Here is a 24,956-nt window from a genome sequence, read left to right as displayed (position 1 = left end):
CAGTTTTCAGGGGAACTTCTTGCAAAAAAACCCCGCCGGTGAGGGCGGGGTCTGATTTTCAGACGTCTGGACGTGCTAGCGCGAAGCGGCTTCCACGCCCGGCAGTTCAACGAGCTCGGTCTGTTCCGCGCTCGCAGGTTCCGCCTGGGCAAAGCCGAGCGCTTCGCCAATATTGGGCAGGTGGCCCGTGGCGAGGAAGGGCAGGCCGAGCGCCATCACCACCGAGATGACCAGGCCGATCAGGGCGCGGATTATGTCGGTTGTCACGTCCAGCGCGGCGTCCTTGATGCCGCGCAGCTTGGCGACCACGGAGATGGCGAGCTCCCGGCCGGCCAGCAGGCCCAGGAACACCCAGGTGGTGCTCATCGGGATGTCGTTGATCTCCTTGAAGTACATCAGGATGATGCCGAAGGCGAAGTCGACGACAGTGGCAGCGCGCACGTCCACAGTGTTGGTCTTGGACAGGACGATCTTCTGGATCTCGCCGCCGCGCGCCGCGAAGATCAGCGCATGCAGGCCCAGCATCAGCAGGGTGGAGAAGATCAGAAGGCCGATCGAGAAGGTGACAGTGACGTCGCCGCTGACCGGATCGACCACGGTTTCACGCGGCAGGTAGACGAAGATGTTCGCCAGATCCTGCATCAGCCATTGCGACCACAAAAAGCCCGTGGACAGCCATTGCAGCACATACCAGGTGTTGAAGCGGTGCGTGGCGAGGGCGACCACGGCGCTGGCGACGATGACGATGCCGGTGGCGACCCAGTTGGCCTGCGACAGGTCCGGCAGGACCGGGCCATTGACCAGCAGGTAGACCAGAAGCGCGGTCAGGCCGCCCACCATCGGGATGTGCCAGTTGGGCGTGCCGTGGTCTTCCACATCCGTGTTGAACACCCAGGTCTCGAACATGCGCGAGATCAAGATGAACAGCACCATGCCCGCGCCAAAGGCGACCAGATAACCGATCACCGATTTGATCATCATGCTGCCCAGCACGCCTGCGGTGGCCGAGCCGCCGGTCAGGGTGAAGATGGTGAGCACGAGGAAGGTGGTGGAGACCGGGATGCCGAAGCGCGTGAGGATCAGGAGAACCAGCGGCGGCAGCACATGCCACCAGTGAATGCCCGTCTCGGGATAGGGAATGCGGTTCAGGCGCCCGAAGGCGATGTCACCGTCATTGCCGAAATACCCGTAGAGCATGACAGCGACGATGATGCCGGCCGCGAAGGCCCACAGCACCACCCAGTGTCGTTTGGAGTTGGAGGCCAGGAACGTCCCCAGAGTCTGGATGACGTCGTTCGCAACGATCGCATAGGCGGCGAACATAAAGCCTATCAGGCCAAAGAGCGGAACGCCGAAAATGCCCAGCTGCCCAAGATCCGCCATGAGATCATATCCTGTTTGTTAGGCCTCTGACGGAGCGTGTTTGCCCGTCGTGCGCCTCCCGATAGCAAGGGCGGAGCGAAGCGGGAAGTCAAAGGAACGGTTAAAGCCGCCTTTTTCAAAATTCTGTCACATCAAGACCCCTCGGAACAGGTTTGAGGTGCTCGCCTAAGCTGTCTCGCGCTCGTGTGTAACATTATGTGTACCGTCTGGACGGTTTGCCTCTTGTAAAACCGTCCAGACGGTATAGATGCAGTGCAGCAAGCCCGGATCTTTTGCATGGAGCGTCGTTTGAAACCCGAAGACACCCAGAATGCTGCAGCTGAGAAAGTCAGCACGTCCGATCTGATTCTGGATGCGGCCGAGCGTGTGGTCGCGCGCGACGGCGCACACCTGACGATTGACGCCGTGGTGAAGGAAAGCGGGTTTTCCAAGGGCGGCGTGCTTTACAATTTTCCGTCCAAGACCGCGCTCATCGAAGGGATGATCGCGCGGATGACGGGGCGGTTCCTGGAGCGCCACAAGGCGGCCAAGGCCGCCGCTCAAGCGGATGGCGCCCCGATGCTTCGCGCCATGTTTCGCGCTTTCTTTGATGACAAGGCGGTGGACAGGCAGGTCTATATGGGCCTTCTCGCCGCTCTGGCTGAAAACCCGGAAATGATCGAGCCGGTCCGCACCATCCACATGCAGATTCGCGATGAAGTGCTCACCCAGGCGCCCAATGCCGATATCGCCCGCATCGCGATGCTGGCCGCAGACGGCCTGCACTTCGCTGAAATCCTGGGTCTTGAATGTTTTTCGCCCGATGAGCGCAGCGCCATAGAAGCCCGCCTTATCGCCCTCGTGACGGAGTCTCCCCAATGATCGCCCGTACAGTTCTCCTCGCTGCATGCGCCATGGGCGTTCTTGCGGCCTGTTCTCCCGCCGAGCCCGAAGAGCAGGCGCCGCCGCGCGCCGCCCGGATTGAAGCTGTTGAGGCGGCGGCCACTTCCAACCAGCGCGAGTTCGTGGGGCGCGTCGAGGCGCGCCTGACGGTGGACCTGTCCTTCCAGGTGGGCGGGCGGCTGGCGGAATTCCCGGTCTCCGAAGGCGAGCTGATCGAGCAGGGCGCGGTTGTCGCCCGGCTTGAGACCCAGGATTTTGAGCGCGCCCGGCGCGAGGCTCAGGTCCAGCTTCAGCAGGCCCGGCAGAATCTCGACCGTCAGAGCACGCTCAATGAGCGCGGCATTGCGTCAGACGCCGCGCTGGAAGACGCCCAGACGGCGTATGACCTGCGCGCCGTCGCGCTCGACAATGCGCGCCAGAACCTCGAATACGCGACCATTACCGCGCCGTTTGACGGGCTGATCAGCCGCCGTCTGGTGGACAATTACACGACGGTCTCGCCGGGCCAGCCGGTGGTGCGCATTCAGGACATCAGCGAGTTGCGGGTCGCCATTCAGGTGCCTGAAAGCCTGATCGCCCAGGTCGACCGGGAAGACAAACCCGAGATGATCGCGCGCTTCCCTTTCCTGCCTGACCAGACCTTCACGCTTGAGTATCGCGAGCTGGTGGCGGAACCCGATCAGGCGTCCCAGACCTATACGGCGCTCTTTGCTCTGCCCGAGGAGCTGCCAGCGAACATCCTGCCGGGCATGACCGCCTCGGTGACGGTGAACCTGCCTCAGACAATGAATGCGCAGCAGGGCGTCGTTGCGCCGCTGTCTGCGCTCAGCTCGAATCCGGACGGATCCTTCTCGGTCTGGATCTATGATGAGCAGACTGGCGCGGTCAGCCGTCGTGATGTGCTGGCCGGCCCGATCGAGGGCGGCGAGGTGGTCATCCATTCCGGTCTCGAACCGGGCGAGGAGATCGTCACAGCCGGCGTTACGGCTCTTCATGAGGGCATGCTGGTGCGCCCCATCAATTCCGGCAATCGCTGACTGATCCGGTCCGGGAGCGACATCCATGAGCGCGAGCACACAGTCTGACGCGAGCGGCAAGTTCAATCTGGCCCGCCTGTCCATCGAGCGTCCGGTCCTGACCTGGCTGGTGATCCTGTTCTGCCTGTTTGGCGGGATACAGGGCTTCACTTCGGTCGGTCGTCTGGAGGACCCTGCCTTCACCATCAAGGAAGCCATTGTGGTGACGCCCTATCCGGGCGCCACAGCGGAAGAGGTGGAGGACGAAGTCACCGAACGGCTGGAAACCGCGATCCAGCAGATGAGCCAGCTTGACGAGGTGTTCTCCGAAAGCTCGCCCGGGGTCAGCGAAATCCATGTGCGCATGCGCGACGAGTTTGACGGCGCCGAGCTGCCCCAGATCTGGGACGAGTTGCGCAAACGCATCCGCGACGCCGCCAGCACGCTGCCGCCGGGCGTCCAGGATTCTGTGGTGCTCGATGATTTCGGCGATGTGTACGGCATTCTCTATGCGGTCGTGGCGCCGGGCTATTCGGACCGGGAAATCCGAGATATCTCCGATGATCTGCGGCGCGAGCTTCTGGTCGTGGACGGTGTCTCCAAAGTGCAGGTCTCAGGCGTTCCAGAAGAGCGCATCTATATCGAGATTTCCCAGGAAGACCTGGCGCGCCTGGGCCTGCCCGTCGAGGCCGTGCTCTCCACGCTCTCCAACGAAAACGCGGTGGTCTCCGCTGGCGAGGCGCCGTCGGGCGACCGCTTGTTGCGGATCGAGATGCCCCAGTCCATTGGCGGGGTGGAATCGATCGAAAATCTGTTGATCTCGCCGCGCGATGCGGGCCAGACCCTGCGCCTGTCTGACATCGCCACGGTTACCCGTGCGCCTGTCGAGCGGGCGGACAACTATATCTACCACAATGGCGAGCGCTCCTTCACGCTGGGCGTGTCGGGCCTGGCGGACGCCAATATCGTGGATGTGGGCGAAGCGGTGGAAGCGCGGCTTGCGGAGCTGGAGCAGGACCTGCCGGTCGGCGTCGAGCTCAAGCCGATCTACGAACAGCACACCGTGGTGGCCCAGGCGACAAACGGCTTCCTCGTCAATCTCGCCATGTCGGTCGGCATCGTCATCGGCGTCTTGTGCCTGTTCATGGGCTGGCGCGCGGGCGTGACAGTGGGCGTCGTGCTGCTGCTGACCGTGCTGGGCACGCTGTTCTTCATGAACGCCTTTGACATCACCATGCAGCGCATCTCGCTGGGCGCTCTCATCATCGCCATGGGCATGCTGGTCGATAACGCCATTGTGGTCACCGAAGGCATCCAGGTCTCTGTCCAGCGCGGCGAGGATCGGATGAAAGCGGCCGAGGACGCCGTCTCCTCCACCGAATGGCCGCTTCTGGGAGCCACGATCATTGGCATCATGGCGTTCTCGGGGATTGGCCTGTCGCCGGACTCGACCGGCGAGTTCCTGTTCTCCCTGTTCGCGGTGATCGGCATTTCCCTGATGCTCAGCTGGGTGCTCGCCATCACGGTCGCGCCGATGATCGCCTATCACTTGTTCAAGGGTGAAAAGGCGGATCCGGACGCTGACCCTCATGACCGGGGCATGTATGGCGCCTATCGCAACATGCTGATCCTGGCGCTCAAGCACCGCATTCTCACGGTCGCAGCCCTGGTGGTGATCTTCATCGCGTCGATCATGGGCTTTGGCTCGGTGCGTCAGGCGTTCTTCCCCAACTCCAACACGCCCATGTTCTATGTGAACATGACCATGCCGCAGGGCGCAGACATTCTGGACACGGATGCAGTGGTCCGCGATGTGGCGCGTTTCGCCGGCGAGCAGGAGCATGCCCGATCGGTGGACGCCTTTGTGGGCCGCGGCGCGACGCGCTTCATGCTGACCTATGCGAGCGAGCAGCCGAACCCGGCCTATGGCCAGCTGATCGTGCAGACGAGAGAGCTGGACGAGATCCCGCCGCTGGCGGACGCCATCATGGACTATATCACCAACACCTATCCCCAGCTTGAGGCCCGGTCCGAGCGCATCGTTTTCGGGCCGCCATCAGGCGCGCAGCTTGAAGCACGCTTCATGGGGCCGGACGCCGAGGTGCTGCGCACGCTGGCTGATGAAGCCATGCGACGGCTCAACGAGGCGGGCGAGTTCCGCGACCTGCGCACCGACTGGCGCAATCGCGAACTGGTGCTGGTCCCGCAAATCCTGCCCGAGCGCGCCCGCACCATTGGCGTGACGCGCGGCGATGTCGCCGAGGCTCTCAGCTACGCCACCTCCGGCTCGCGCGTGGGCGTTTTCCGGGAAGGGGACCTTCTGATCCCGATCATTGCGCGTGCGCCCGAAGCCGAACGCGCCACGCCGGACAGCCTGACCGACCGTCTGATCTGGAGCCCGTCCCAGAACGCCTATGTGCCGATCAGCCAGGTTGTCAGCGGGTTCGAGCTTGAGGCCCATGAAAGCCTGATCCAGCGTCGCAACCGCGTGCGCACCCTGACGGTGCAGGGCAATCCGGGTTCGGAAGACACCACAGCGGCCTCGGCTTTCCCGCGCTTTGCTGAAATCGTCACCCAGATCGAGCTGCCCCATGGCTATTCGCTGGAATGGGGCGGGGAGCATGAAGCCTCCAGCGAGGCTAATGAATCCCTTGGGGGCGTTCTGCCGCTCAGCTTCCTGGTGATGCTGGTGACAAGCTTCCTGTTGTTCCAGAGCGTGCGTCAGCCGCTGATCATCTGGCTGATCGTGCCGATGTCGATTTGCGGGGTGTCCATGGGACTGCTGGCCACCAATGTGGCCTTCTCCTTCACCGCGCTTCTGGGCCTGTTGTCGCTGTCGGGCATGCTGATCAAGAACGCCATTGTCCTGGTGGACGAGGTGGATCAGCGCATCAATAAGGGTCAGCCGCGTTTTGACTCCCTGGTGAAAGGCTCGGTCAGTCGTTTGCGGCCGGTGCTGCTGGCGGCGGGCACGACGATCCTGGGCATGACGCCGCTGATCTTTGACGCCTTCTTCCAGGGCATGGCGGTGACCATCATCTGCGGCCTGGCCTTTGCGACGGTGCTGACGATGATCGCGACGCCGGTCTTCTACGCCCTGTTCTTCCGCATCAAGTCGGACGAAGTGGCGGACAAGCCTGCCGTCGCCTAGCTGGCGAAAGGTGGTTTCTGACGAGGCTTGGGCGCGTCGAAGGCGCGCTCGATCGCCTTGCCGGGATAGATCAGCGAGAGGGTCGAGCCGAGCGTGTAGTACGAGCGCAGGAAGCGGAAGCCCATATAGAGCGGCAGGATCGGGATGAGATCGAGCCGTCTCCACAAGATCAGCACGAACAGCGCCAGCACAAAGGGCATGCCCATGATCACCGCGATCACCGTGGCGAAGCCCGGGTGGCCGTAAACGCCGCCGAACAGGAAGAAGACCACAAAGCCGTAGATCAGGAGCGGGGTCATCATCGCCCGCCGCGCGCCGTTCAAAAGGGTGAAGGGCAGGGAGACATTGCCGATCACCGAGCCGTGGCGGAACAGCACGTCGCGATTGTGCGCCGTCACGTGATAGAGCGAACGGAACCAGCGCGTGCGTTGCTCGCGCAGGAAGGCGAGGGAATCCGGCGTCTCGGTGTAGAATTTCGCCTTGGGGTCCGCGACCATGCGATAGCCCAGCGACGCCATGCGCAAGGTGATGTCGGTGTCCTCGCCATTCATGCCTTCGGTGAAACCGCCCGCCTCATCCAGCGCGGTCTTGCGATAGATCACGAACATGCCGGGCAGGCCGAACACGCCGCCAAAGGCGCCGAAGCCCACCTGAACAAACCCATGGCGGAGCAACACTTCGATGGCGCGGACTTTGGACAGCAGGCCTTCGCCTTCATGAGGCAGGGGCAGGCCGCCGACCCCGCCCACGGCGTTAGTGGCGAAATGGCGCATCCCGATCCGCAGGGCGTCGCGCCCGATCACCGTGTCAGCGTCAATGCGCACCACAAAGCTCTCATCAATCAGATCAAGGCCGCGATTGAGCGCCCGGGCCTTGCCCGGAATCGTGCTGGCGTCCACGCGCCAGCCGGCGAGATGCTCGCATTTCGCCAGCGTGTTCTCCGCTAGCTGGGCGGTGTCGTCGCTGGAGCAGTTCTCCATCACGATCACCCGAACATCACCTTTATAGCGCGCCGCGGCGGCGTCCACGGCCAGCAAGGTCTCGCGGATCTGGTGGGCCTCGTTGTGAGCCGGGATCATGACGGCGACCGGCGGGGCGAAGGCGCGACGGCGTGAGAGCTGGTTCCGGATCCAGCCAATAAGCGCCAGTTGAACGCCCATGACCTGCTGGGCCAGGAACACGCCCGGCCCCATGCCGCCCAGCAGCGCGATCGAGCGCAGATATTCCGCTTCGGGCGCATAGACCGTGGACACCAGAACCGCGATCAGGGCGGCGATGGCCCCGGTTACGAACAGAATGGCGTACTCATGCAGCTTGCCGCCGCGCAGCACCGGCGTGCCTGACGAGATGGGAAGGCGCGCCTGACTGATCAGCGTGTGCGGGAAGATGGCCAGCCCGGCCATGCCGACCAGGAATTGCTGGAAGTGAACCGGCCAGACAGCGCTGGCCCATCGCCAGCTGGCCCAGGCGGCAAGGTCCACCAGGATGCAGGCGATCGCGAACTTCACGATGAAGCTGAAGGCGAGCACGGTGCGCTTTCCAAACGTGCCGTGAGCGAACACCGCATAGGTCAGAAAGAAACTCAGAAGGAAGGTGCGGACCGGCAGGACCGCATTCATCCGGTCAGCCGTAAAGCCGACAAAATCCCGCGGTATCGCCAGATCCAGTGTGGCGCGCGCCAGTTCGGGCAGCGCCAGTAGGATGATCGCGAGGAAGGTGAAAGTGACGAGCGCGACGTCCTGAACCCATCTCGGGCGGGCGACAGAGACGCCAACCGGAGCGGAATCCACAGACCGAAAAAAATCCGCCGTACGACCCTGACCGTCGAGGCGTGGTTTCAGACTGTCCCGTTTCTGAACAGAATCCGCAACGGCGTCAGCGGCATAAGGATTGCCTGACTTCGGTCTAACCGTCTGGTCTGTGTCCTTGAGCATGGGCGAGACGCCTTACCGCTTCATGACGCGTTCAGGTTCGCCCGCGTACTGGATTAAATGTCAGGTTTAACGAAGCATTAAAGCTTGGTTTCCGGAAGGGCAATTCCATCTCGCGTTCGGGATGGATCAGGGGTGACACGATGAATGACTACATGCGCATCTGCTGCTGTACGCTTGGACTGGCTGCGGCCACGACCGGGCTAGCGCACGCTGAAGGTCGTTTCGAACTTCAATCCACGAACATGCTGATCCGCGCTGATCCGTTCTCGGCGGATGAAGAGCTGACCGCGCTGGGCGCGGGGGTGTTCGATCTTGAGACAGGTTGGGATTCCAACACCTGGGTGCGTCGTGTCCAGCCGCTCTCCGGCCGTCAGGTCCTGCGCTTTGAAGGGCAGCTTCGCCTGCGGGGATACTCGGATCGCGATGAACTCAACTCGGTGCTGGTCACGCCGCGGGTCCAGTACTGGAACACCACCGCTGACAACAAACTCCAGCTTCGCCTGTCGGCGGGCTATAGCGCGATGAGCCGGGATGGCGATGCCCACTGGACCCGTCCTGAAGCGGAAGCCCAGCTGCGCTACCGCCCCGAGGGTGGTCGTGCGCTGGAGACGGTGTTCCGCATCCGCGCCAATGCCTACGACTTTGAACGCGCCAATCTTCAGGGGCTGGATTCCGAACGGGTTCGCATAGGCGTCGAGCAATTCTTCCGGCCGATGGATGAAGCGCTGCAAGTGCGCCTGTCCGCCTATTTCGAGCAAGCGGATGCGGATGAAGACCGCTTCTCCTTTGATGAAACGCGCCTGCGCGGCGAGGTCATCTGGAATATTGATGAGGCCAGCTCGGTCGCGCTGCTCGCGGACTTCCGTGACCGCGAGTACGACGCGGCTTTCTCGGCCCAGGAGCCCTTCGCGCGCGAGGACGAGCGCTTCGAGATCGAGGCGCGCTATGAGCGCAAGCTGACCGAGCACGTGAATGCCTTTGTGGCGGCGGGCTATCTCGACAACAGCTCCAATATTCAGGCCCGTGACTATGACGGCGCGACGTTCCGCGCCGGATTTTCGCTCAGGCTCTGAGCTGGACGACACACACGCGCGCAAGCGCAACGGATTCACTGGGTGATCACGCCTTCCGGGCGGGTCAGGCTTTCAGGATCGCGCATATGGCTGACGATCTTGAAGCGGGGTTGATACGGATATGAAGACGAACCGCGAGTACAAACGCCGCTTCCCCTGGTTCTCCGCTTCGCTGGGAGTGATCGCGCTCGCCAGCGTCGCGACCCTGTTCGTATCCGGACAGCTCAATGCCGGGCATGGCGAGTTCGGCCTGTTCGTGCGTCAGGTCTTTGACCGGCTGACGACGGCGCAGGCGGCGCTGGGGCGTGACGGCCTCTATGAAGTTAGCTTTGCGGATGCCGGTCATGAAGATGGCCTGGTGGTCTCCGGTTACCCCTCCTATGCGTCAGCGACCCTGCCGCTGGTCCGCGACCAGAAAACCCGCGCCCTGCGTCTGGTGCTCAATGGCCGTCAGGATGTCAGCAATGAGGCGGTGACCGCCCTGCGCGTCACGGTGAATGGCCGCCGGGTGATGGAGCGCGTGCTCGCCCCCGGACAACGCGATTTCAACTGGGTGTTCGATCTGACCGATCAGCTGGATGGCTCCACCGAGGCGCGTGTCGGCGTTCAGCTGGCGGGCGATGTATCCGCCGAGGTTTGCCATTCGGACCGCTCCATGGGCGCCGTGCTGAGCCTGGATCCCAATTCCGGCGTCGAGATCGAGCTGGATGGGCCACTGACCTCGGTGCGCGACGTTCTGGCCCTGACCCCGCGTCATGTGGTGATCGCCCTGGATGACGGGGATGACTGGTTCGAGATTGCGACCCGGCTGGGTGCGCGTCTCAACCGCAACGGCTTTGTCGTGACCATGATGGATATCGCGGACGCGCCGTTGGCGGTCGAAGCGGGTCTGGAAGGCGTGATCCTGGCCGCATCGCGGGAGAATCTGCAACGCGCCGGGTTCCAGCCTGTGGGCGATGGCGCCCCGGCGGGCGCGAGTCTGTGGCGTCGGGCTGGCGCGACCATGGTCGCTGTCACCGATCCCGAGCGCATCGACACTATCCGCTTTCTGACGAGCGAGCTGTCCACCATCGCCCGCGGGGTCTCTGTTGATCCGGTGCAGTTCCTGTCCACGCAGGGCCCCGCCGTGCTGACCCTTGAGGCGCTGGGTGTGGACACCAGCATGCAACAGGTCTCTGACCGTCGCGAATGGCGCTTTGACTATGAGCTGGCGAACGCGCCCCATGGCCGCGTCGCCGATGGCGTCGGCCTTGATTTCCGCCTGCCCGATGGTCCGTCGGGCGTGACCACCGTGGCCCATGTGGCGCTGAACGGTCAGCTGATCGACTCCCGTCGTCTCGCTGGCGCCGGTCAGGTGCGCTATCGCGTCGACCTGCCGGCTCAGGGCCAGGGGCTGACGAACGAGATCGCCGTGGCGCTGCAGCGTCAGCGCGATGATGGCGGCTGCGAGATTTCCCAGCAGCGCTATCCCGTGCAGCTGTCCAGCGACAGTGCGCTGTTGTTTGACGGCGCCCGGAACGAGCGAGGCTTCACGGCCTTGCCGCAGAGCTTCGCCAACGGCCTGGAAGTGCGTCTGCCGGACATGATGAGCGCCCAGCAGCGTCTGGTGATGGCGCGTGTGGCGGCTGAAACGCTGGCCCTGTTTGCGCCGGCTGATACGGTTCTGAGCTATCGCTTCGTGCCGACCGACAATGGTCGCTCCGAGCCGGTGGGCCGCCCCTTCCTGGCGATCAATAACGCGCCCGCAAACGTGCAATCGCCCCTTCGGGTCTATGCCGACCGGCTGGTGATGCAGGCGGGAGAGGGCATGGATGTGGATGTGCGCGCCCTGTCTGACCTGACCTTGTTGCAGGTGTCACGCGCCGAGCTGTCACCCGCCGAGCTCAATGGCGCTCCGGTCTATGTGCCCGGTCTCGTCGTGCACGCCATTGATGATGCGCCCTCCATGTTGGGCGCCTATCTGGGCCAGGGGACGACGGCGATCATCCATGCGGATGGTGTCGCGATGACCCCGGGCGCACAAGGCGCGCCTAACGTGTTGGGCTTCGAATAATCCATTTCACTCTATGTTAAGACCTTCGCAAGGTCGGTGCGCTCTGGTGTCAGTCTAAATGACTTAGGGACCGGGGTGATTCGCCTCGGCTGGGATGTATGCAGCTGGCCACCGCAGATGCTGTTCAACCCCGTGACGGGGAGGCGGCGTTTATCCTGCAATTGCGCCCGCCGGAGACGGCGCACGCGGACGCGCTGGCGCATGAGCTTGAGCGCTTCACGTCTCTGTATCTGGAGCGCGCGACAGCCGAGCATGTGCGGTTTACGCCACTGGGCGCTCTGACCTGGGCGCTGTGTGCGCCGTCAGAGAGCGTGGAGGAAGTGGACGCCGCCTGTGACGCGCTTGCACTGACCCTGTTCGGCGACCCGGCCAGCCCGGCCGTGCATCTCGCCCGTCAGCCGGACCATCCCCGTCAGGAAGATTTCCGCATCCAGAACCAGTCTCTCTCTGAAGAAGAGGGTGAATCGGTCATGGCCGACCTTGAAGAGCATGAATGGGACTTCGCCATGAGTTCCGATGCTGACGAGGACCCGGAGATCGAACTGGAGCCGGAGGCGGAAGCGGAGACGAGCGCCGAGGCGCCCGACCCGCTCGCGGCGCTGGATGAGGACGAGGATTCCATCGACCTCGATGATTTCGTGCCCCCGGCTGAAGAGCAGGATGACTGGGAGCTTGAGCGTCCGCTCGCCGATGAAGTCGTCATGGTTGTGGAAGACGAGCCGGTTGGCGATGTGTCGGCCGAAGACCTGATGGAAGCGCTGGGCGAGGATGACAGCGCCTGGGAAGCGTCCGAGACCCTTGATGCGCCTGACGAGCCCCACGAGGAGGAGGTAGACGCCTTCCTCGACGCGGAGGGTCAGGCCGAACCGCAAACAGAACAGGCTGACGACGATCTGGATCTCGATATCGGGTTTGAAAGCGATGCCGAAATTGATGTCGATTTAGAAGCCGAAGCCGAAGCCGAAGCCGAAGCCGAAGCCGAAGCCGAAGCCGAGGACGCGGTTCTCGCTGACGAGGCGGAGCCTGCGGACGCGTTTGCAGACCCCGTTGATCCGGAAGCTGAGCCCGAGCCTGAGCTTGAGACGTTCGATCTGGACGCCGAGGACTCGCGTCCCGCACAGCCGGGCATCTGGGATGAGGGTGTGGATACGGTCGATATCGACGATATCGCGGCGTCTGCCCTGCATGAGACGCGGCTGGGCAGCAATCTCGATGTCGCCGCTGAGCTGAATGCATTCCGCGAGGAAATGCGCGCCATCGCCCGCTCCATCCCATCCGGCGGTCTGGATCATACGCTGTCTGAATTCCGGTCGAGCCTTGAATCGCTGTCCGGTGAGCTGGGCCAGCGCGTGGATGGCGCGGCGCAGCGGATTGAAGCGGCGGTGGGCCAGCTTGATGTGGACCGCTATGATGCGGCCAGCCATCGTGTGGAAAGTGCGGCGGCGCTGATGGAAACGAGCATCCAGGAAGCGCTTGAGGCGCTGCGGCGGGCGGGCTCGGCCATGGCCTCGCCCACGGCGTCGGACATGTTCGAGGCGCAAGAGCAGGATTCGCTCTAGTCCGAACCTTTCCGCTTGTTAATGAACATCGCGTAATGTTAGGATTCCGTCGTATTCGCCGGGGAGGGCGCTATGCGACTGGTTTTGGTTATGCTCGGTGTGGGCGTTTTGAGCCTTGGATTTGCGGGCCTCGCGACGTCGGGTCTGTCAGTGGGGCTCTGCAAGGCGCAGACGGAAGAGGCCATTCGCTTTGTCGAACGGTTCCTGGACAGCGCGCCTGACGGGTTTGACGCCGCTCCGATGCGTCGCGGCTGATCAGCTATGACGGGGCGGCCGGGGGATGAACGCCGGCGTGCGCGCCCGGTAAGCTTCATACTCGGGCCTGCGTGACTGAATATCAGCCTCCTGAAGGCTGATCCCGGACAACTTCAAGAGCGTGAAGGTGACAAAGACCGGAGCGGGCAGCGCCAGCGCGCCCCAGCCGGTCTCAGCGGCGATCAGCCAGAGCCCCCACCAGACACACGCTTCCCCGAAATAATTGGGATGGCGGCTCCACGCCCACAGCCCGGCATCCAACACCCGGCCTTCATTGCCCGGCTCGTGCCGGAACCGGCGCAGCTGGTGATCCGCAACCGTCTCAAACCCGATCCCGAACACTGCCAGCAGCGCGCCGAACGCGGCGACCGGCCCCAGCCCGGCATCGGCGCCAAAGGCCTGGCCAAACTGCACCGGCAGGCTGGTCAGCCAGAGCAGGGCCGCTTGCGGCAGGAAGATGAACAGCAAGGTGGTGCGGGCATAGCTCCAGCCTCGCTTCTGACGCACATCGCTGAGCAGTTTTACATAGCGCCGGTCCGCGCCCTCCGCGCGCCAGCGCAGAAACAGATGCGTCGCCAGCCGCACTCCCCAGAGCAGAACCAGTCCGAGGATGAGCGTGTGTCGCCATGTCGCGCCCGCCGTCATCGCATGCCCGATCAGGGCGATCAGCACGATGCCGAGCGCCCAGAAGGCGTCAACAAAGCTGGGATCCCGGTTCAGCTGAGCGATCAGCCAAAGGGCTGAAAACAATAAAAGAACAGCTTCGAGATTAAGGGTTGAGAGGGCCAGTAGGCTCATGGCGACGAAAAGGCTCCATCTGTCCGGAGAGGAGATTGCGACCTGTGCTCAACGCGGGCCGGGTCATACAATCAGATGCGTCTGCTGAGCGGAAGGCTTGTCAGCGGAGCCGAAGATTTCAATTATCAAAACTGGAAACTTATTGATCTGACAGGGAGGCGTCCTGATGGTCGCCGAAACGGATATGGCCGAACTTGAGCTGGCCGAACTCAGAGGGCGGGCGGACGAAGTCGCAACGCTGATGAAGATCCTGGCTCATCCGGGCCGCTTGCTTGTGGCGTGTGAGCTGATGGAAGGGGAGTGCTCGGTCTCCGAAATCGAATCCCGCACCGGCGTGCGCCAACCCAACCTGTCGCGGGATCTGGCGCGCATGCGTGACGCCGGCCTTGTCGCGCCGCGTCGCGACGCCAAGCATGTCTATTACAGCCTCGCTGACGAGCGGATCCAGAAGCTGGTGTCGGCGCTTTGTATCGCGTTTGGTCCCAAGGGCTCCATGGGGAGCGAACAGTGATGACGATGTCTTCGAAATCTCAGAACCCGGCAGTCAAAGCCTTCTTTGATCCTGACACGTTCACAATCAGCTACGTGGTCTCCGATCCGGCGACCCGCAAAGCGGCCATTATCGATTCCGTGCTCGATTATGACCCCAAATCGGGCCGGACCAGCCGCAAGAGCGCGGACGCCATCATCGCCTATGTCTCCGAGCAGGGGCTGGATGTGGACTGGGTGCTGGAAACCCATGTCCATGCCGACCATCTGTCCGCTGCCCCCTATCTCAAAGAGAAGCTGGGCGGGCAGCTCGCCATCGGCGCCAATATCCGCACCGTGCAGGATGTGTTCGGCAAGGTGTTCAACGCCGGCAGTGAGTTCCAGCGCGACGGCTCCCAGTTCGACCATCTGTTTGAGGATGACGAGCGCTTCATGATCGGCGAGCTGGAAGCGCGCACCCTGCACACGCCCGGCCATACGCCAGCCTGCATGACCTATGTGATCGGGGATGCCGCCTTTGTGGGCGACACCCTGTTCATGCCCGATTTCGGCACTGCGCGGTGCGATTTCCCGGGGGGTGATGCGCGCATGCTCTATCGCTCCATTCACAAGATCTTCGCCCTGCCCGACGAGACCCGCCTGTTCATGTGCCATGACTACAAGGCGCCGGGACGCGATGAGTATGCCTGGGAAACCACGGTGGCCGACGAGCGCGCCAGCAATATCCATGTGGGCGGCGGTATTGATGAGGACAGTTTCGTGGCGATGCGCGAGCGCCGTGACGCCACCCTGGACATGCCCAATCTGATCCTGCCCAGCGTGCAGGTGAACATGCGCGCTGGCGAGTTGCCGCCCGCCGAGGATAATGGCGTGCGTTATCTGAAGATCCCCTTCGACGCGCTTTAGGAGAGCTCCCGATGCCGTTGGCCCAGGTCAGCCCTTACTTCTACATCTCCGGCCAGATTGCGGTTGAGGACGTGAAGCGGCTCGCCGATCAGGGGTTCGTTGCGCTCATCAATAACCGCCCGGACGGCGAAGCGCCCGACCAGCCTGATTCGATGGATATCGAGGCGGCGGCCTGGGAGGCTGGGCTTGAGTATCTTCATGCGCCCATGCACGGGGCGGAGATTGCGCTGGCGGATGTGGAGCGCATTCACGCCCTGACGGCGCAGGCCACGGGCAAGGTGCTGGGCTTCTGCCGGTCCGGCGCGCGCTCCATGCTGGGCTGGGCGCTGGCGCAGTCCGAGGACCTGCCTTCGGACGAGATTCTCGCCCTGGCCCGCGGCGCCGGACATGATCTGTCACAATGGCGCAGCGTCTTTGACGCCCGATACGCAGCCCGCGGGTAAATCCGGTCGGATTTCGCCTGTGACCGTCCGTGTCACTCAAATTTCACAAAACCAGAAATCGAATGGGCATTCGCGCCACACTCGATCCATTCGACTGCCATGGCACGCGAATCCGAACCTGTCGCGGGTCATGGATGCGCCTGGATTTGCGCTCCTGAACAGGGCGGAGAGCCATGTCATGGCTTCGTCACGTATCTGAAAACCCCGCGTTACATTCTTGCTGTCTGTTCACGCCCCGAGCGACCGCCTGCGCCATTGGCCAGTGCGGCGTGCCTGAAGTGTTGCGCCACTCAAAGTCCCTCGGGGGGTTCTCTGATGAAAGTCCAAATGTCCAAGATCAAGCTGCTGCTGGCGGGCGTGTCCATCGCCGTAATCGCCGCGTGCTCGGATTCGTCCATTTCTTCGCCCGGTGAAGGCCAGCTGCCGACGCCGCCGGCTCCGACCAATCCGACCCCGCCGACCCCGCCGTCTGCTGCGGTTGACGCGCGTCCGGCTGGCGGATGCCCCACGGGCTTCTCCTCCCTGACCCAGACCCTGGGCAGCGTCGAGCTGACGGCGTGTCAGACCTCCGGCACCCTGCTGGCTGACACCACCCTGCCGGGCGCATCCGTGACCAATGGTCAGGGCGCGATCTACTTCCTGAACGGCCAGGTTGCTGTCGGCACCGACGCAGGCGGCGACGCAGCCAACCCGCTGACCGGTTCCACCTCCGCCACCCTGACCATCGGCGCAGGCGCCTATGTGGTTGGCGGCACGACCGCTGACTACCTCACCGTGGCGCGCGGCTCGCAGCTGATCGTGGACGGCGCTCAGTTCAACCCGGTCATCTTCACGTCGTCTGACGATCTGGAAGCGACCCTCTCCAACAATCCGCGCGGCTTCAACGACGGCTCGAACGCGGAATGGGGCGGCATCATCATCAACGGTCGCGCACCGATCAACGCGTGTGACGATCCGGCCGCTATCGGCGGCGCAGCCGATTGCGAAAAGGCCGGCGAAGGCAATTCGGGTCTGTTTGGCGGCAATGACGCTGCGGACAACTCCGGTCGTCTGAACTACATGCAGGTTCGCTTTGCGGGCGCGGAAGTGACCGCGGACAACGAGTTGAACGGCATCGCCTTCCAGGGCGTCGGCAACGGCACCGAAGTCGACTACGTCCAGGTCCACAACAACTTTGACGACGGCGTCGAGTTCTTCGGCGGTACGGTCAACGTCAAGCACATGGTTCTGACCCAGATCGGCGACGACTCCATGGATTACACCGATGGCTGGACCGGCAACGCCCAGTTCGTTCTGGTGCAGCAAGGCGCGCTTGATGGTTCGCGCTCTGGCGACAACGGCTTCGAGTTCGACAACTTTGAAGACAATGACGACCGTGAGCCGCGCTCCAACCCGACCATTTCCAACTTCACCCTGATCGGCACCCAGGACACGGGCATGCTGATCCGTGAAGGCACGGCGGGCGACTTCCTGAATGGCGTCGTCACCGGCTTCCAGGACGAGTGCCTGCACATCGATGACAGCTCGACCCAATCTCAGGCCGCCGCTGGCGCGCTGACGCTGAACTCGACCCTGTTCTCCTGTGACACCGCGTTTGCTGATGAAGAACTGCCGGCCTTCGTGCACGCAGACTTCTTCAATGGCGTGGCGCCGTTCACCGCCAACCAGAACAATGTGCAAGCCGCATCCACGCTGGTGGGCACCTTCTTCCCGGGCGCCAACGAGCAGGCCGTCACCGCGCTGAACCCGACCTCCGCTTCGGTCGTGGACGCCGGTCGTCGCGCCTTCTTTGACAGCGTGAACTATGTCGGCGCCTTCTCGCCGAGCGAATCGGCTGGCAACAGCTGGGCCACCGGCTGGACCTTCGGCCTGTTCCCGGAAGTGACCTCCTGCCCAACCGGCACCGTGGCCTCTGGCGAAACCATCGGCAGCCAGTTCGTGTGCCGCATCACCGGCACCGTGGACCGTGACGTTCGCCTGGTCGCCGGCCCGCTCTACGAACTCGTGGGCGCTGTGTTTGTCGGCATCGATGCCGGCCCTGACGCCGCCAACCCGAGCGCGAATGCACTGGAAGCGACCCTGACGATCGATCCGGGCGTGACGATCTTCGGCCGTTCGACCGCTGACTACCTTGTGGTGTCCCGCGGCTCGCAACTGCAATCGAACGGTTCGCGCGGCGCTCCGGTCATCATGACCTCGCGTGCAGACATCCTGGCGGCCGCTGCGGGCAACACCCGCGGTTACAACACCGGCAACAACGCCGAGTGGGGCGGCCTGATCATCAATGGTCGCGCACCGATCAACGCCTGTGACGATCCGGCGGCCATCGGCGGCACCGTGGATTGTGAAAAAGCGGGCGAAGGCTCTTCGGGCCTGTTCGGCGGCGCGGACGCGTCCGACAATTCCGGCTCCATCCGCTACACCCGCGTCCAGTACGCTGGCGCGGAAGTGACCGCGGACAACGAGCTGAACGGCATCGCCTTCCAGGGCGTCGGCAACGGCACCACGGTCGAATTCGTTCAGGTCCACAACAACTTTGACGATGGCGTCGAATTCTTCGGCGGCTCGGTCAACGTCAAGAACCTGCTGCTGACCCAGATCGGCGACGACTCCATGGACTACACCGATGGCTGGACCGGGAACGCCCAGTTCGTGCTGGTGATCCAGGGGGATCTGGACGGGTCTCGTTCGGGCGACAACGGCTTCGAGTTCGACAACTTTGAAGACAATGACGACCGCGAGCCGCGCTCCAACCCGACCATCGCCAACTTCACCCTGATCGGCACCCAGGACACGGGCATGCTGATCCGCGAAGGCACCGCAGGTGACTTCCTGAACGGTGTTGTGACCGGCTTCGGCGACGAGTGCCTGCACATTGATGACAGCTCGACCCAGACCCAGGCCGCCAATGGCGATCTGACCCTGCGCTCGACCTTCTTCTCCTGCGCCACCTCGTTTGCTGATGAAGAACTGCCGGCGTTCAACCACGCCAACTTCTTCAACGGCGTCGCGCCGTACACCAGCAATGTGAACAACGTTCTGGGCGCCTCTTCGCTGAGCCAGGTCTTCGTGCCGGGCGCCAACGAGAACGCCGTCACCGCGATCAACCCGACCACCGACACCGTGATCGACGCGAGCCGTCGCAGCTTCTTCACCAGCGTCGACTATGTCGGCGCGGTCGAGAACGCGTCTGACGACCGCTTCACCGGCTGGACCCTGCTGCCGGCCGGCGCACCGAACTAAGGCCAGAGCCCTTGGATGGCCGCCTCGCCCTCTCGGGTGGGGCGGCCGCTCCTGCAAACCAATGAATTGGGGACTATGATGCTTAAATCTCGCATCGCGTTCACCGCGGCTCTGCTGTCTGGCGTCTGCGTGACGCCGCTGACGGTGGCTTCGGCGCAAGAGGCGGTCGACGCCTCCCAGGCTGAAGACGTCGTGGTGGTTCGCTACCAGTATGTTCCGGACGACAAGCGCGTCACCTCCGAGGTGTCCAGCTTCCTGTCCGCTGACGATTTCGTGCTCACCGGGGATTCCAGCGTCGCTGACGCGCTGGGCCGCGTTTCCGGCATCACCATTTCCGACGGCCGCTTCCCGGTCGTGCGGGGTCTGAACGAGCGCTATTCCAACACCCTTCTGAACGGTTCGCCGCTGGCGTCGCCGGAACCCCTGCTGCGCGCTGCGCCGCTGGATCTGTTCCCGACGAGCGTGGTGTCCAACGTTCTAGTGCAGAAGACCTTCTCGCCGCAATTCCCGGGCGAGTTCGGCGGCGGCCTGATCTCGATTGAAACCTCCGCCCTGCCGGCGGAAGGCTTCTTTGAAATCGGCACGAGCCTGTCGGCTGACACCGAGACCAACTTCAACACCGGCCTGCTCCATGATGGCGGCAGCAATGACCGCTGGGGCTTTGGCGACAACACCCGCGAGATCTCTGACGAGTTCAAGCCGCTGTTCGAGACCAGCCGTGTCGGCGCTGATAACCGGATCTGGGACGACGAGACCCTGGCCCAGTTCGGCCGCTCGCTTGAAAACTCCAAGCTCTGGGTCATCCAGGAAGGCGATATCGAGCCGAACTGGGGCGTGGACGCTTCTGGCGGCCAGCGCTTCGAGTTCGATAATTTCGCCCTGGGTATTCTGGGCTCGGTCGGTTTTGACAATGACTGGCAGACCAAGAATGGCCGTCGCGGCGACATCACCGCAGGCAGCTCTGTCGTGTCGGGCGAGACCATCACCCAGAACACCGACTATGGCTTCATGGAGACGACCAACGACATCTCCCTGAACCTTCTGGGCTCTGTCGGGGTCGAGTTCGGCGAGCACGAGATCCAGTTCCTGTCGCTGATCCTGCGCTCCACCGAAAAGGAAACCCGCTCTGAATTCGGCAATCTCCTGCCGACCGAAGAAGACGATTTCCGCGACGACTCCACCGCGTTCTACGAGCGTCAGGTCTACACCTACCAGCTGTCTGGCGATCACATGTTTGAATCGCTGGGCGAGCTCGAAGCCAGCTGGCGCGCGGCCTTCTCCGACGCGTCCCGCAACGCTCCGAACCAGCGCCGTGCGCGTTACGAGTTCGAGACCGTGAATGGCGCCGAGCAGCTGGTGCTGCGTCCGGACACCCGCGGCAACAACATCTCGTTCAGCCGCGTGGACGAGCAAGTCACCGATTACGGCATCGACTTCACGCTGCCGCTCGAAGCCCTGGGCCTGTCCTGGGAGTGGAAAGCCGGTTACGCCGCCAATAATCGTGAGCGCTCCGCGTTCAGCCGCGACATGGCGTTCTCGGGTTCTTCCTCGAACCTCTTCCGCTCTTCGCGCATCGATTACATCTTCGCAGATCCGAACATCGGCGTTCCGTCTGAAGGCGGCACCTGGCAGATCCGCGAACGCGGCGCATCGGGCGCGGCGGACGCCTATGCCGGTGAGCTGGACGTTCAAGGCGCCTATTTCGCCACCGACGTCGAGATCACGCCTTACCTGCGCGCCGCCCTGGGCGTGCGTTGGGAAGACGGCGAGCTGTCCACCCGCACCTTCAACTTCGACAATGCGGGTCAGTCCACCGAAGTGACCACCCAGGAAGACTATCTCCTGCCGGCGGCCACGCTGACCTGGACCTTCGCGGACAACCTGCAGGCGCGTTTCGGTTACTCTGAAACCATCACCCGCCCGCAATTCCGTGAGCTGGGCTTCGCCCTGTTCACCGATACCGAGCTTGACCAGCGCTTCGTGGGCAACCCGTACCTGGTGGACACCGAGATCACCAACTATGACGCACGTCTGGAATGGTATTTCGGTCGGGATCAGTTCCTGACCGCAGGCGTCTTCTACAAAGAGCTGGAAAACCCGATCGTTGAGTATCTCTTCAACGCTGCGGAAGAGCCGGTAAACTCCTATCTGAACGCGCCTGAAGCCACCCTTTACGGCTTCGAGATCGAGTTCGAGAAGACCTTCGACATGGCCGACACGTTCGGTGATGACGGCTTCTGGAGTGACGCCGAGGTGTTCGTGAACACCAACTACACCTACAGCCAGTCGGAAATCACGGTTGACCAGACCGACACCGTGATCGCCGCCGGCGTGCCGGCGGGCGGCTCCACCGACGTGGTGGTGCCGAACGAAGTGGCGGCGTTCTCGCGCATCCTTGATGGTCAGCGCCTGAACGGTCAGTCCGACCACATCGTCAACCTGCAGATCGGCTGGGAAGCCAAGAGCACCGGCACTCGCACCGCACTGCTGCTGAACTGGAACAGCGACCGCGTTCGCACCATCCAGTTCAACGTGTCCGTGGACAACCCGACCACGCCGAACATTGAAAGCTCGGCGTTCTTCCCGGAAGTGATCGAAGAGCCGCCGCTCACGCTGGACCTGGTGCATAACCGCACCCTCAGCGTGCCGCGCGCCGGTGATGTCGATCTGCGTTTCGCCATCCGCAACATTCTGGGCGAGGGCTATTCCGCGCACCAGGAAGCGTTCGGCGAAGAGCGCAACTTTGAATCCTATGATCTGGGAACCACGTTCTCGATCAGCCTGAAGAAGTCCTTCTAGGCCAGGATTCAATCCAAGACAGGCAGGCGGGCTTTCTTTCGGGAAAGTCCGCCTTGCTGCTTCTCATAGTGTGATAACTACCGTTACAGTCCGCCCGCTTGGACTGAGGCGAACAACAAGAGCCATGACCCGCACCCTGTCCCCAACCGCAACCGCTCCTGCAATGCGCATCAACCGCGCACTGGCGGCGACGTGCGCGGTGCTGGCGGTGATCGTGCTGGGCTGGGTTCTGGCGCGGGCGGTGTGGTTCGGCCTTTACGGTGCTGATGCGCTGGATGTGCGGATTGATCCGCCCCGCGTCTCGGCCAGCGCAGCCTCTGCTGATCCGGTCAGTGCCCAGGCGCCGGTGACGGGACTGTTCTCGACCGGACTGTCCCAAGCGGCGCCATCGGTCGAGGCGGCGCCGGAAAGCCGGTTGAACATTTCCCTGCGCGGTGTGCGTGTGGGCGCGAGCGAGCAGGACGGCTCCGCCATCATTGATGCGGAAAACGGCCGCCAGCGTATTGTCCGCGTCGGTGACGAGATCGCCAGCGGCATCACGGTCGAGGCCATTCATCCTGACCGTATCGAAATCAATCGCCGGGGCGCGCGGGAGTCGCTCTATCTGCGTGACCGGGAACGCCGACAGGCGCGTCAGAGCGCCAGCGGCGCCGCCGCGCCAGCGGTCGCGGCGCCCGTTGCCAGCACGCGCGCACCTGAAATCGACCAGCTGATCGAGGAGTTCGATCTGGGCCCGCGCTTGCGCGACGGTCAGCTCATCGGTCTGGACATCGGCTCTGACGCCAACCGCACCTGGCTCGCCCGTTTCGGGCTGGAGCCGGGAGATGTCATCCTCGCTCTCAATGATACGCCGGTCAGCGCGCCTGATGCGCTGGCCCGGGCCCTTTCGAACTCGGGTGAAGTGCGCCTGAGCATCGAACGCGATGGCCAACGCCTGACCCTCACACCGTCCGCGGCTGACGCCGCCCGACAGGAGTAAGACCCGTGACCTTGCTGTCCCGCATGCTCATTCTCGTGCTGGCTCCGGCCGTGCTGATCGGCGCCGCCTTCGCCCAGTCCAATGGCGGTCAGACCCTGAACTATCGCAATGCCGAGATCGGCGCGGTGATCGACGATATCGCCCTGATGACGGGCTACACCTTCGTGCTCGATCCCGATGTGCGCGGGCTTGTGACCATCGTCTCCGAAGCGCCGCTGAGCGATGAAGAAGTGTTTCAGGTCTTTCTCTCCACCCTGCGCGTGAACGGCTATACGGCGGTGCAGACCGCGCCGGGCGTGTTCCAGATCGTGCCCCAGGCCGAAGGCGCCCGTGCCGGCGCGCCCATGCAATCGGCGACACGCGATGGCGATGTCTTCCTGACGCGGGTCTATCGCCTCAACAACACCTCTGCCCGCTCCGCCGTCCGTGCTGTAACGCCCATGCTCAGCCCGTCGGGTGCGGTGAACCCGGTTGAGTCCGGCAATCTGGTCGTGATCGTCGATTTCGCCTCGAACATTCGCGCCATCGAAGCGGCGCTGCGTGAAGCGGACCGCGACACCTCCACCGTGGAAATGCTGACGCTGGAGAACCTGCCCGCCGAAGAGATGGCGTCTGTCATCGCCCGCCTGCGCGAGCGCAATCAGGGCGGCGAGGATCAGGCGCCATCCAACGTGACCGTGGCCGCCGTGCCCGCTTCCAATGCGCTGTTGCTGCGCGGCGAGCCGTCGGCGGTGGGCGAGATGATCTCGCTGGTGCGCCGCATCGATGCCGTCAGCGCCTCCACCCAGACCTTCCGCGTGGTCGCGCTCAACCATGCCCAGGGCGATGACCTGCTGCCGATCCTGCAGCAATTCGCTGAAGCGCTCAGCGGTCCGGAAAGCGGCGGACGCCCGGTTTCGATCGCCCATCACGCGGCGACCAACTCCATCATCATGAACGCCGATCCGGACGTGCTGCGCGAGCTGGAACAGGTGATCAGCCGTCTCGATGTGCGCCGCCCGCAAGTGCAGGTGGAAGCCATTGTGGTGGAAATCTCCGACCAGACCGCACGCGATCTGGGCGTTCAGTTCCTCTTGGCGGGCGATGGCGATGACGCCATGCCGTTCGCCTACACCCGCTATGGCTCCACTCGTCAGCCTGACCTTCTGGCGCTGACCGGCGCGCTTCTGACCGGCGGTCTGGGCTCGAATGGGGAAGAGAACACCAGCAGCGCCGATGTGAACCTGCGCAATCTGGCTCTGTCCTCGCTGGTGAATGCCCGCGGCGGCGCCTTCGGCTTCGGCGGCGAGCTCAACGATGGCTCGCTCTTTGGCGTCATCGTCAATGCGCTCGACAGCGACACGGATTCCAACGTCCTCTCCAAGCCTCAGCTGATGGTGCTGGATAACGAGGAAGCCAATCTGATGGTGGGTCAGGAAATCCCGATCACCACGGGCGAGACGCTGGGCTCGAACAACTCCAACCCCTTCCGCCAGATCGAGCGCGAAAGTGTCGGCGTGCAGCTTTATGTGCGCCCGCAAATCAATGATGGCGACGCCATCCGTCTGCAGATCCGTCAGGAAGTGTCATCCGTGGCTGGACCGGTCAGCGCCGACTTTGTCGAGCTGATCACCAATCAGCGCAAGATCGAGACGACGGTGCTGGCCGATGATGGCGAAATCATCGTGCTGGGCGGTCTGATCGAGACCGACGAGCAGGAAGCGGAAAGCGGCGTGCCGGGGCTGAGCCGACTGCCGGGCGCGGGTCGTCTGTTCCGCAATGACAGCCGCTCCACCACGCGTCGCAATCTGATGGTCTTCATCCGTCCGACCATCGTGCGCGATGCTGCGACCATGCGCGACGTGACCCGCAACAGCTATGATTATGCGGTGGGCCAACAGCGTGAGGCGACGGGCGGAACGTCCAGCCTTGAATCCATCGTGGACATGATGATGCGCGGCCAGCAACCTTTCGCAGGTCCCCTTCCGGGTGATGATGCGGGCCAGGAGTAAGC

The 24,956-nt window shown here is 63.3% G+C and carries 17 protein-coding genes; 14 read left to right on the top strand and 3 right to left on the bottom strand.

All coding sequences use genetic code 11. The annotated features are described in order from the left end of the window. Positions 1–75: 75 nt before the first annotated feature. The gene (locus ACFELO_RS12400; RefSeq protein WP_440958078.1) at positions 76–1,383 is read right to left on the bottom strand and encodes a hypothetical protein; all 1,308 of its coding nucleotides are present in this window, start codon (positions 1,381–1,383) and stop codon (positions 76–78) included. A gap of 276 nt (positions 1,384–1,659) precedes the next feature. On the opposite strand from ACFELO_RS12400, the gene ACFELO_RS12395 reads away from it, so the two are divergent. Genes ACFELO_RS12395 through ACFELO_RS12385 form a run of 3 tightly spaced genes read left to right on the top strand, consistent with a single transcriptional unit; the run spans position 1,660 to position 6,432 of the window. After that, entirely contained in the window at positions 1,660–2,244 is a 585-nt protein-coding gene (locus tag ACFELO_RS12395; RefSeq protein ID WP_440958077.1) for a TetR/AcrR family transcriptional regulator, read from the top strand. Beyond that, the gene (locus tag ACFELO_RS12390) at positions 2,241–3,302 is read left to right on the top strand and encodes an efflux RND transporter periplasmic adaptor subunit (protein WP_440958076.1); all 1,062 of its coding nucleotides are present in this window, start codon (positions 2,241–2,243) and stop codon (positions 3,300–3,302) included. The genes ACFELO_RS12395 and ACFELO_RS12390 overlap by 4 nt, the downstream gene beginning before the upstream one ends. 25 nt (positions 3,303–3,327) lie before the next feature. Next, entirely contained in the window at positions 3,328–6,432 is a 3,105-nt protein-coding gene (locus ACFELO_RS12385) for an efflux RND transporter permease subunit (RefSeq protein WP_440958075.1), read from the top strand. Here ACFELO_RS12385 and ACFELO_RS12380 read toward each other — a convergent pair. Then, positions 6,429–8,366: a glycosyltransferase gene (locus ACFELO_RS12380; RefSeq protein WP_440958074.1), complete on the bottom strand. Its 1,938-nt coding sequence runs from the start codon at positions 8,364–8,366 to the stop codon at positions 6,429–6,431. The two genes, ACFELO_RS12385 and ACFELO_RS12380, sit on opposite strands and share 4 nt — an antisense overlap. A gap of 140 nt (positions 8,367–8,506) precedes the next feature. Between ACFELO_RS12380 and ACFELO_RS12375 the strand changes: the two genes are divergently transcribed. From ACFELO_RS12375 to ACFELO_RS12360, 4 genes are all read left to right on the top strand, one after another. Further along, positions 8,507–9,439, top strand: a complete 933-nt coding sequence (locus ACFELO_RS12375; protein WP_440958073.1) for a hypothetical protein — start codon at positions 8,507–8,509, stop codon at positions 9,437–9,439. A gap of 121 nt (positions 9,440–9,560) precedes the next feature. Next, entirely contained in the window at positions 9,561–11,492 is a 1,932-nt protein-coding gene (locus ACFELO_RS12370) for a hypothetical protein (protein WP_440958072.1), read from the top strand. A gap of 98 nt (positions 11,493–11,590) precedes the next feature. After that, positions 11,591–13,051: a hypothetical protein gene (locus tag ACFELO_RS12365; RefSeq protein WP_440958071.1), complete on the top strand. Its 1,461-nt coding sequence runs from the start codon at positions 11,591–11,593 to the stop codon at positions 13,049–13,051. A gap of 72 nt (positions 13,052–13,123) precedes the next feature. Beyond that, entirely contained in the window at positions 13,124–13,306 is a 183-nt protein-coding gene (locus ACFELO_RS12360) for a hypothetical protein (RefSeq protein WP_440958070.1), read from the top strand. Here ACFELO_RS12360 and ACFELO_RS12355 read toward each other — a convergent pair whose 3' ends face one another. Further along, entirely contained in the window at positions 13,307–14,104 is a 798-nt protein-coding gene (locus ACFELO_RS12355) for a DUF1295 domain-containing protein (RefSeq protein WP_440958069.1), read from the bottom strand. Between the two features lie 166 nt (positions 14,105–14,270). Here ACFELO_RS12355 and ACFELO_RS12350 point away from each other — a divergent pair, with 166 nt between their 5' ends. The 7 genes from ACFELO_RS12350 (at position 14,271) to gspD (ending at position 24,954) form a co-directional block, all read left to right on the top strand. Beyond that, positions 14,271–14,615 (top strand): ArsR/SmtB family transcription factor, encoded by a 345-nt coding sequence (locus tag ACFELO_RS12350; RefSeq protein WP_440958068.1) that lies wholly within the window; start codon positions 14,271–14,273, stop codon positions 14,613–14,615. A 5-nt stretch (positions 14,616–14,620) separates the two neighbouring features. Further along, positions 14,621–15,499, top strand: a complete 879-nt coding sequence (locus ACFELO_RS12345) for an MBL fold metallo-hydrolase (protein WP_440958067.1) — start codon at positions 14,621–14,623, stop codon at positions 15,497–15,499. Positions 15,500–15,510: 11 nt separating this feature from the next. Further along, positions 15,511–15,942, top strand: coding sequence for a TIGR01244 family sulfur transferase (locus ACFELO_RS12340; RefSeq protein WP_440958066.1), 432 nt, complete (start codon positions 15,511–15,513; stop codon positions 15,940–15,942). Between the two features lie 315 nt (positions 15,943–16,257). Further along, complete coding sequence (locus tag ACFELO_RS12335) at positions 16,258–19,185, top strand: hypothetical protein (protein WP_440958065.1); 2,928 nt, start codon at positions 16,258–16,260, stop codon at positions 19,183–19,185. Positions 19,186–19,260: 75 nt separating this feature from the next. Then, a complete protein-coding gene (locus ACFELO_RS12330) occupies positions 19,261–21,984 on the top strand; it encodes a TonB-dependent receptor domain-containing protein (protein WP_440958064.1) in 2,724 nt (907 codons plus the stop codon). Positions 21,985–22,108: 124 nt separating this feature from the next. Next, on the top strand, positions 22,109–22,963 hold the full coding sequence (locus ACFELO_RS12325; protein ID WP_440958063.1) for a type II secretion system protein N: 855 nt from the start codon (positions 22,109–22,111) through the stop codon (positions 22,961–22,963). Positions 22,964–22,968: 5 nt separating this feature from the next. Further along, positions 22,969–24,954, top strand: coding sequence for a type II secretion system secretin GspD (gene gspD / locus ACFELO_RS12320; RefSeq protein WP_440958062.1), 1,986 nt, complete (start codon positions 22,969–22,971; stop codon positions 24,952–24,954). Positions 24,955–24,956: the final 2 nt, after the last annotated feature.

Origin of the sequence: Oceanicaulis sp. LC35, assembly GCF_052055585.1 — a bacterium.
Lineage (GTDB): Bacteria > Pseudomonadota > Alphaproteobacteria > Caulobacterales > Maricaulaceae > Oceanicaulis.
Note: the sequence above shows the minus strand (reverse complement) of the source record. Positions and strands in the feature narration are given on the sequence as shown.

Excerpts from the sequence above, each read along its gene's own strand:
- ACFELO_RS12400 (WP_440958078.1), bottom strand. The coding sequence starts at position 1,383 with ATGGCGGATCTTGGGCAGCTGGGCATTTTCGGCGTTCCGCTCTTTGGC.
- ACFELO_RS12345 (WP_440958067.1), top strand. The coding sequence starts at position 14,621 with ATGTCTTCGAAATCTCAGAACCCGGCAGTCAAAGCCTTCTTTGATCCT.
- ACFELO_RS12350 (WP_440958068.1), top strand. The coding sequence starts at position 14,271 with ATGGTCGCCGAAACGGATATGGCCGAACTTGAGCTGGCCGAACTCAGA.
- ACFELO_RS12390 (WP_440958076.1), top strand. The coding sequence starts at position 2,241 with ATGATCGCCCGTACAGTTCTCCTCGCTGCATGCGCCATGGGCGTTCTT.
- ACFELO_RS12360 (WP_440958070.1), top strand. The coding sequence starts at position 13,124 with ATGCGACTGGTTTTGGTTATGCTCGGTGTGGGCGTTTTGAGCCTTGGA.
- ACFELO_RS12385 (WP_440958075.1), top strand. The coding sequence starts at position 3,328 with ATGAGCGCGAGCACACAGTCTGACGCGAGCGGCAAGTTCAATCTGGCC.
- ACFELO_RS12340 (WP_440958066.1), top strand. The coding sequence starts at position 15,511 with ATGCCGTTGGCCCAGGTCAGCCCTTACTTCTACATCTCCGGCCAGATT.
- ACFELO_RS12370 (WP_440958072.1), top strand. The coding sequence starts at position 9,561 with ATGAAGACGAACCGCGAGTACAAACGCCGCTTCCCCTGGTTCTCCGCT.
- ACFELO_RS12355 (WP_440958069.1), bottom strand. The coding sequence starts at position 14,104 with ATGAGCCTACTGGCCCTCTCAACCCTTAATCTCGAAGCTGTTCTTTTA.
- ACFELO_RS12395 (WP_440958077.1), top strand. The coding sequence starts at position 1,660 with ATGGAGCGTCGTTTGAAACCCGAAGACACCCAGAATGCTGCAGCTGAG.
- ACFELO_RS12335 (WP_440958065.1), top strand. The coding sequence starts at position 16,258 with ATGAAAGTCCAAATGTCCAAGATCAAGCTGCTGCTGGCGGGCGTGTCC.
- ACFELO_RS12375 (WP_440958073.1), top strand. The coding sequence starts at position 8,507 with ATGAATGACTACATGCGCATCTGCTGCTGTACGCTTGGACTGGCTGCG.
- ACFELO_RS12325 (WP_440958063.1), top strand. The coding sequence starts at position 22,109 with ATGACCCGCACCCTGTCCCCAACCGCAACCGCTCCTGCAATGCGCATC.
- ACFELO_RS12365 (WP_440958071.1), top strand. The coding sequence starts at position 11,591 with ATGCAGCTGGCCACCGCAGATGCTGTTCAACCCCGTGACGGGGAGGCG.
- ACFELO_RS12380 (WP_440958074.1), bottom strand. The coding sequence starts at position 8,366 with ATGCTCAAGGACACAGACCAGACGGTTAGACCGAAGTCAGGCAATCCT.
- ACFELO_RS12330 (WP_440958064.1), top strand. The coding sequence starts at position 19,261 with ATGATGCTTAAATCTCGCATCGCGTTCACCGCGGCTCTGCTGTCTGGC.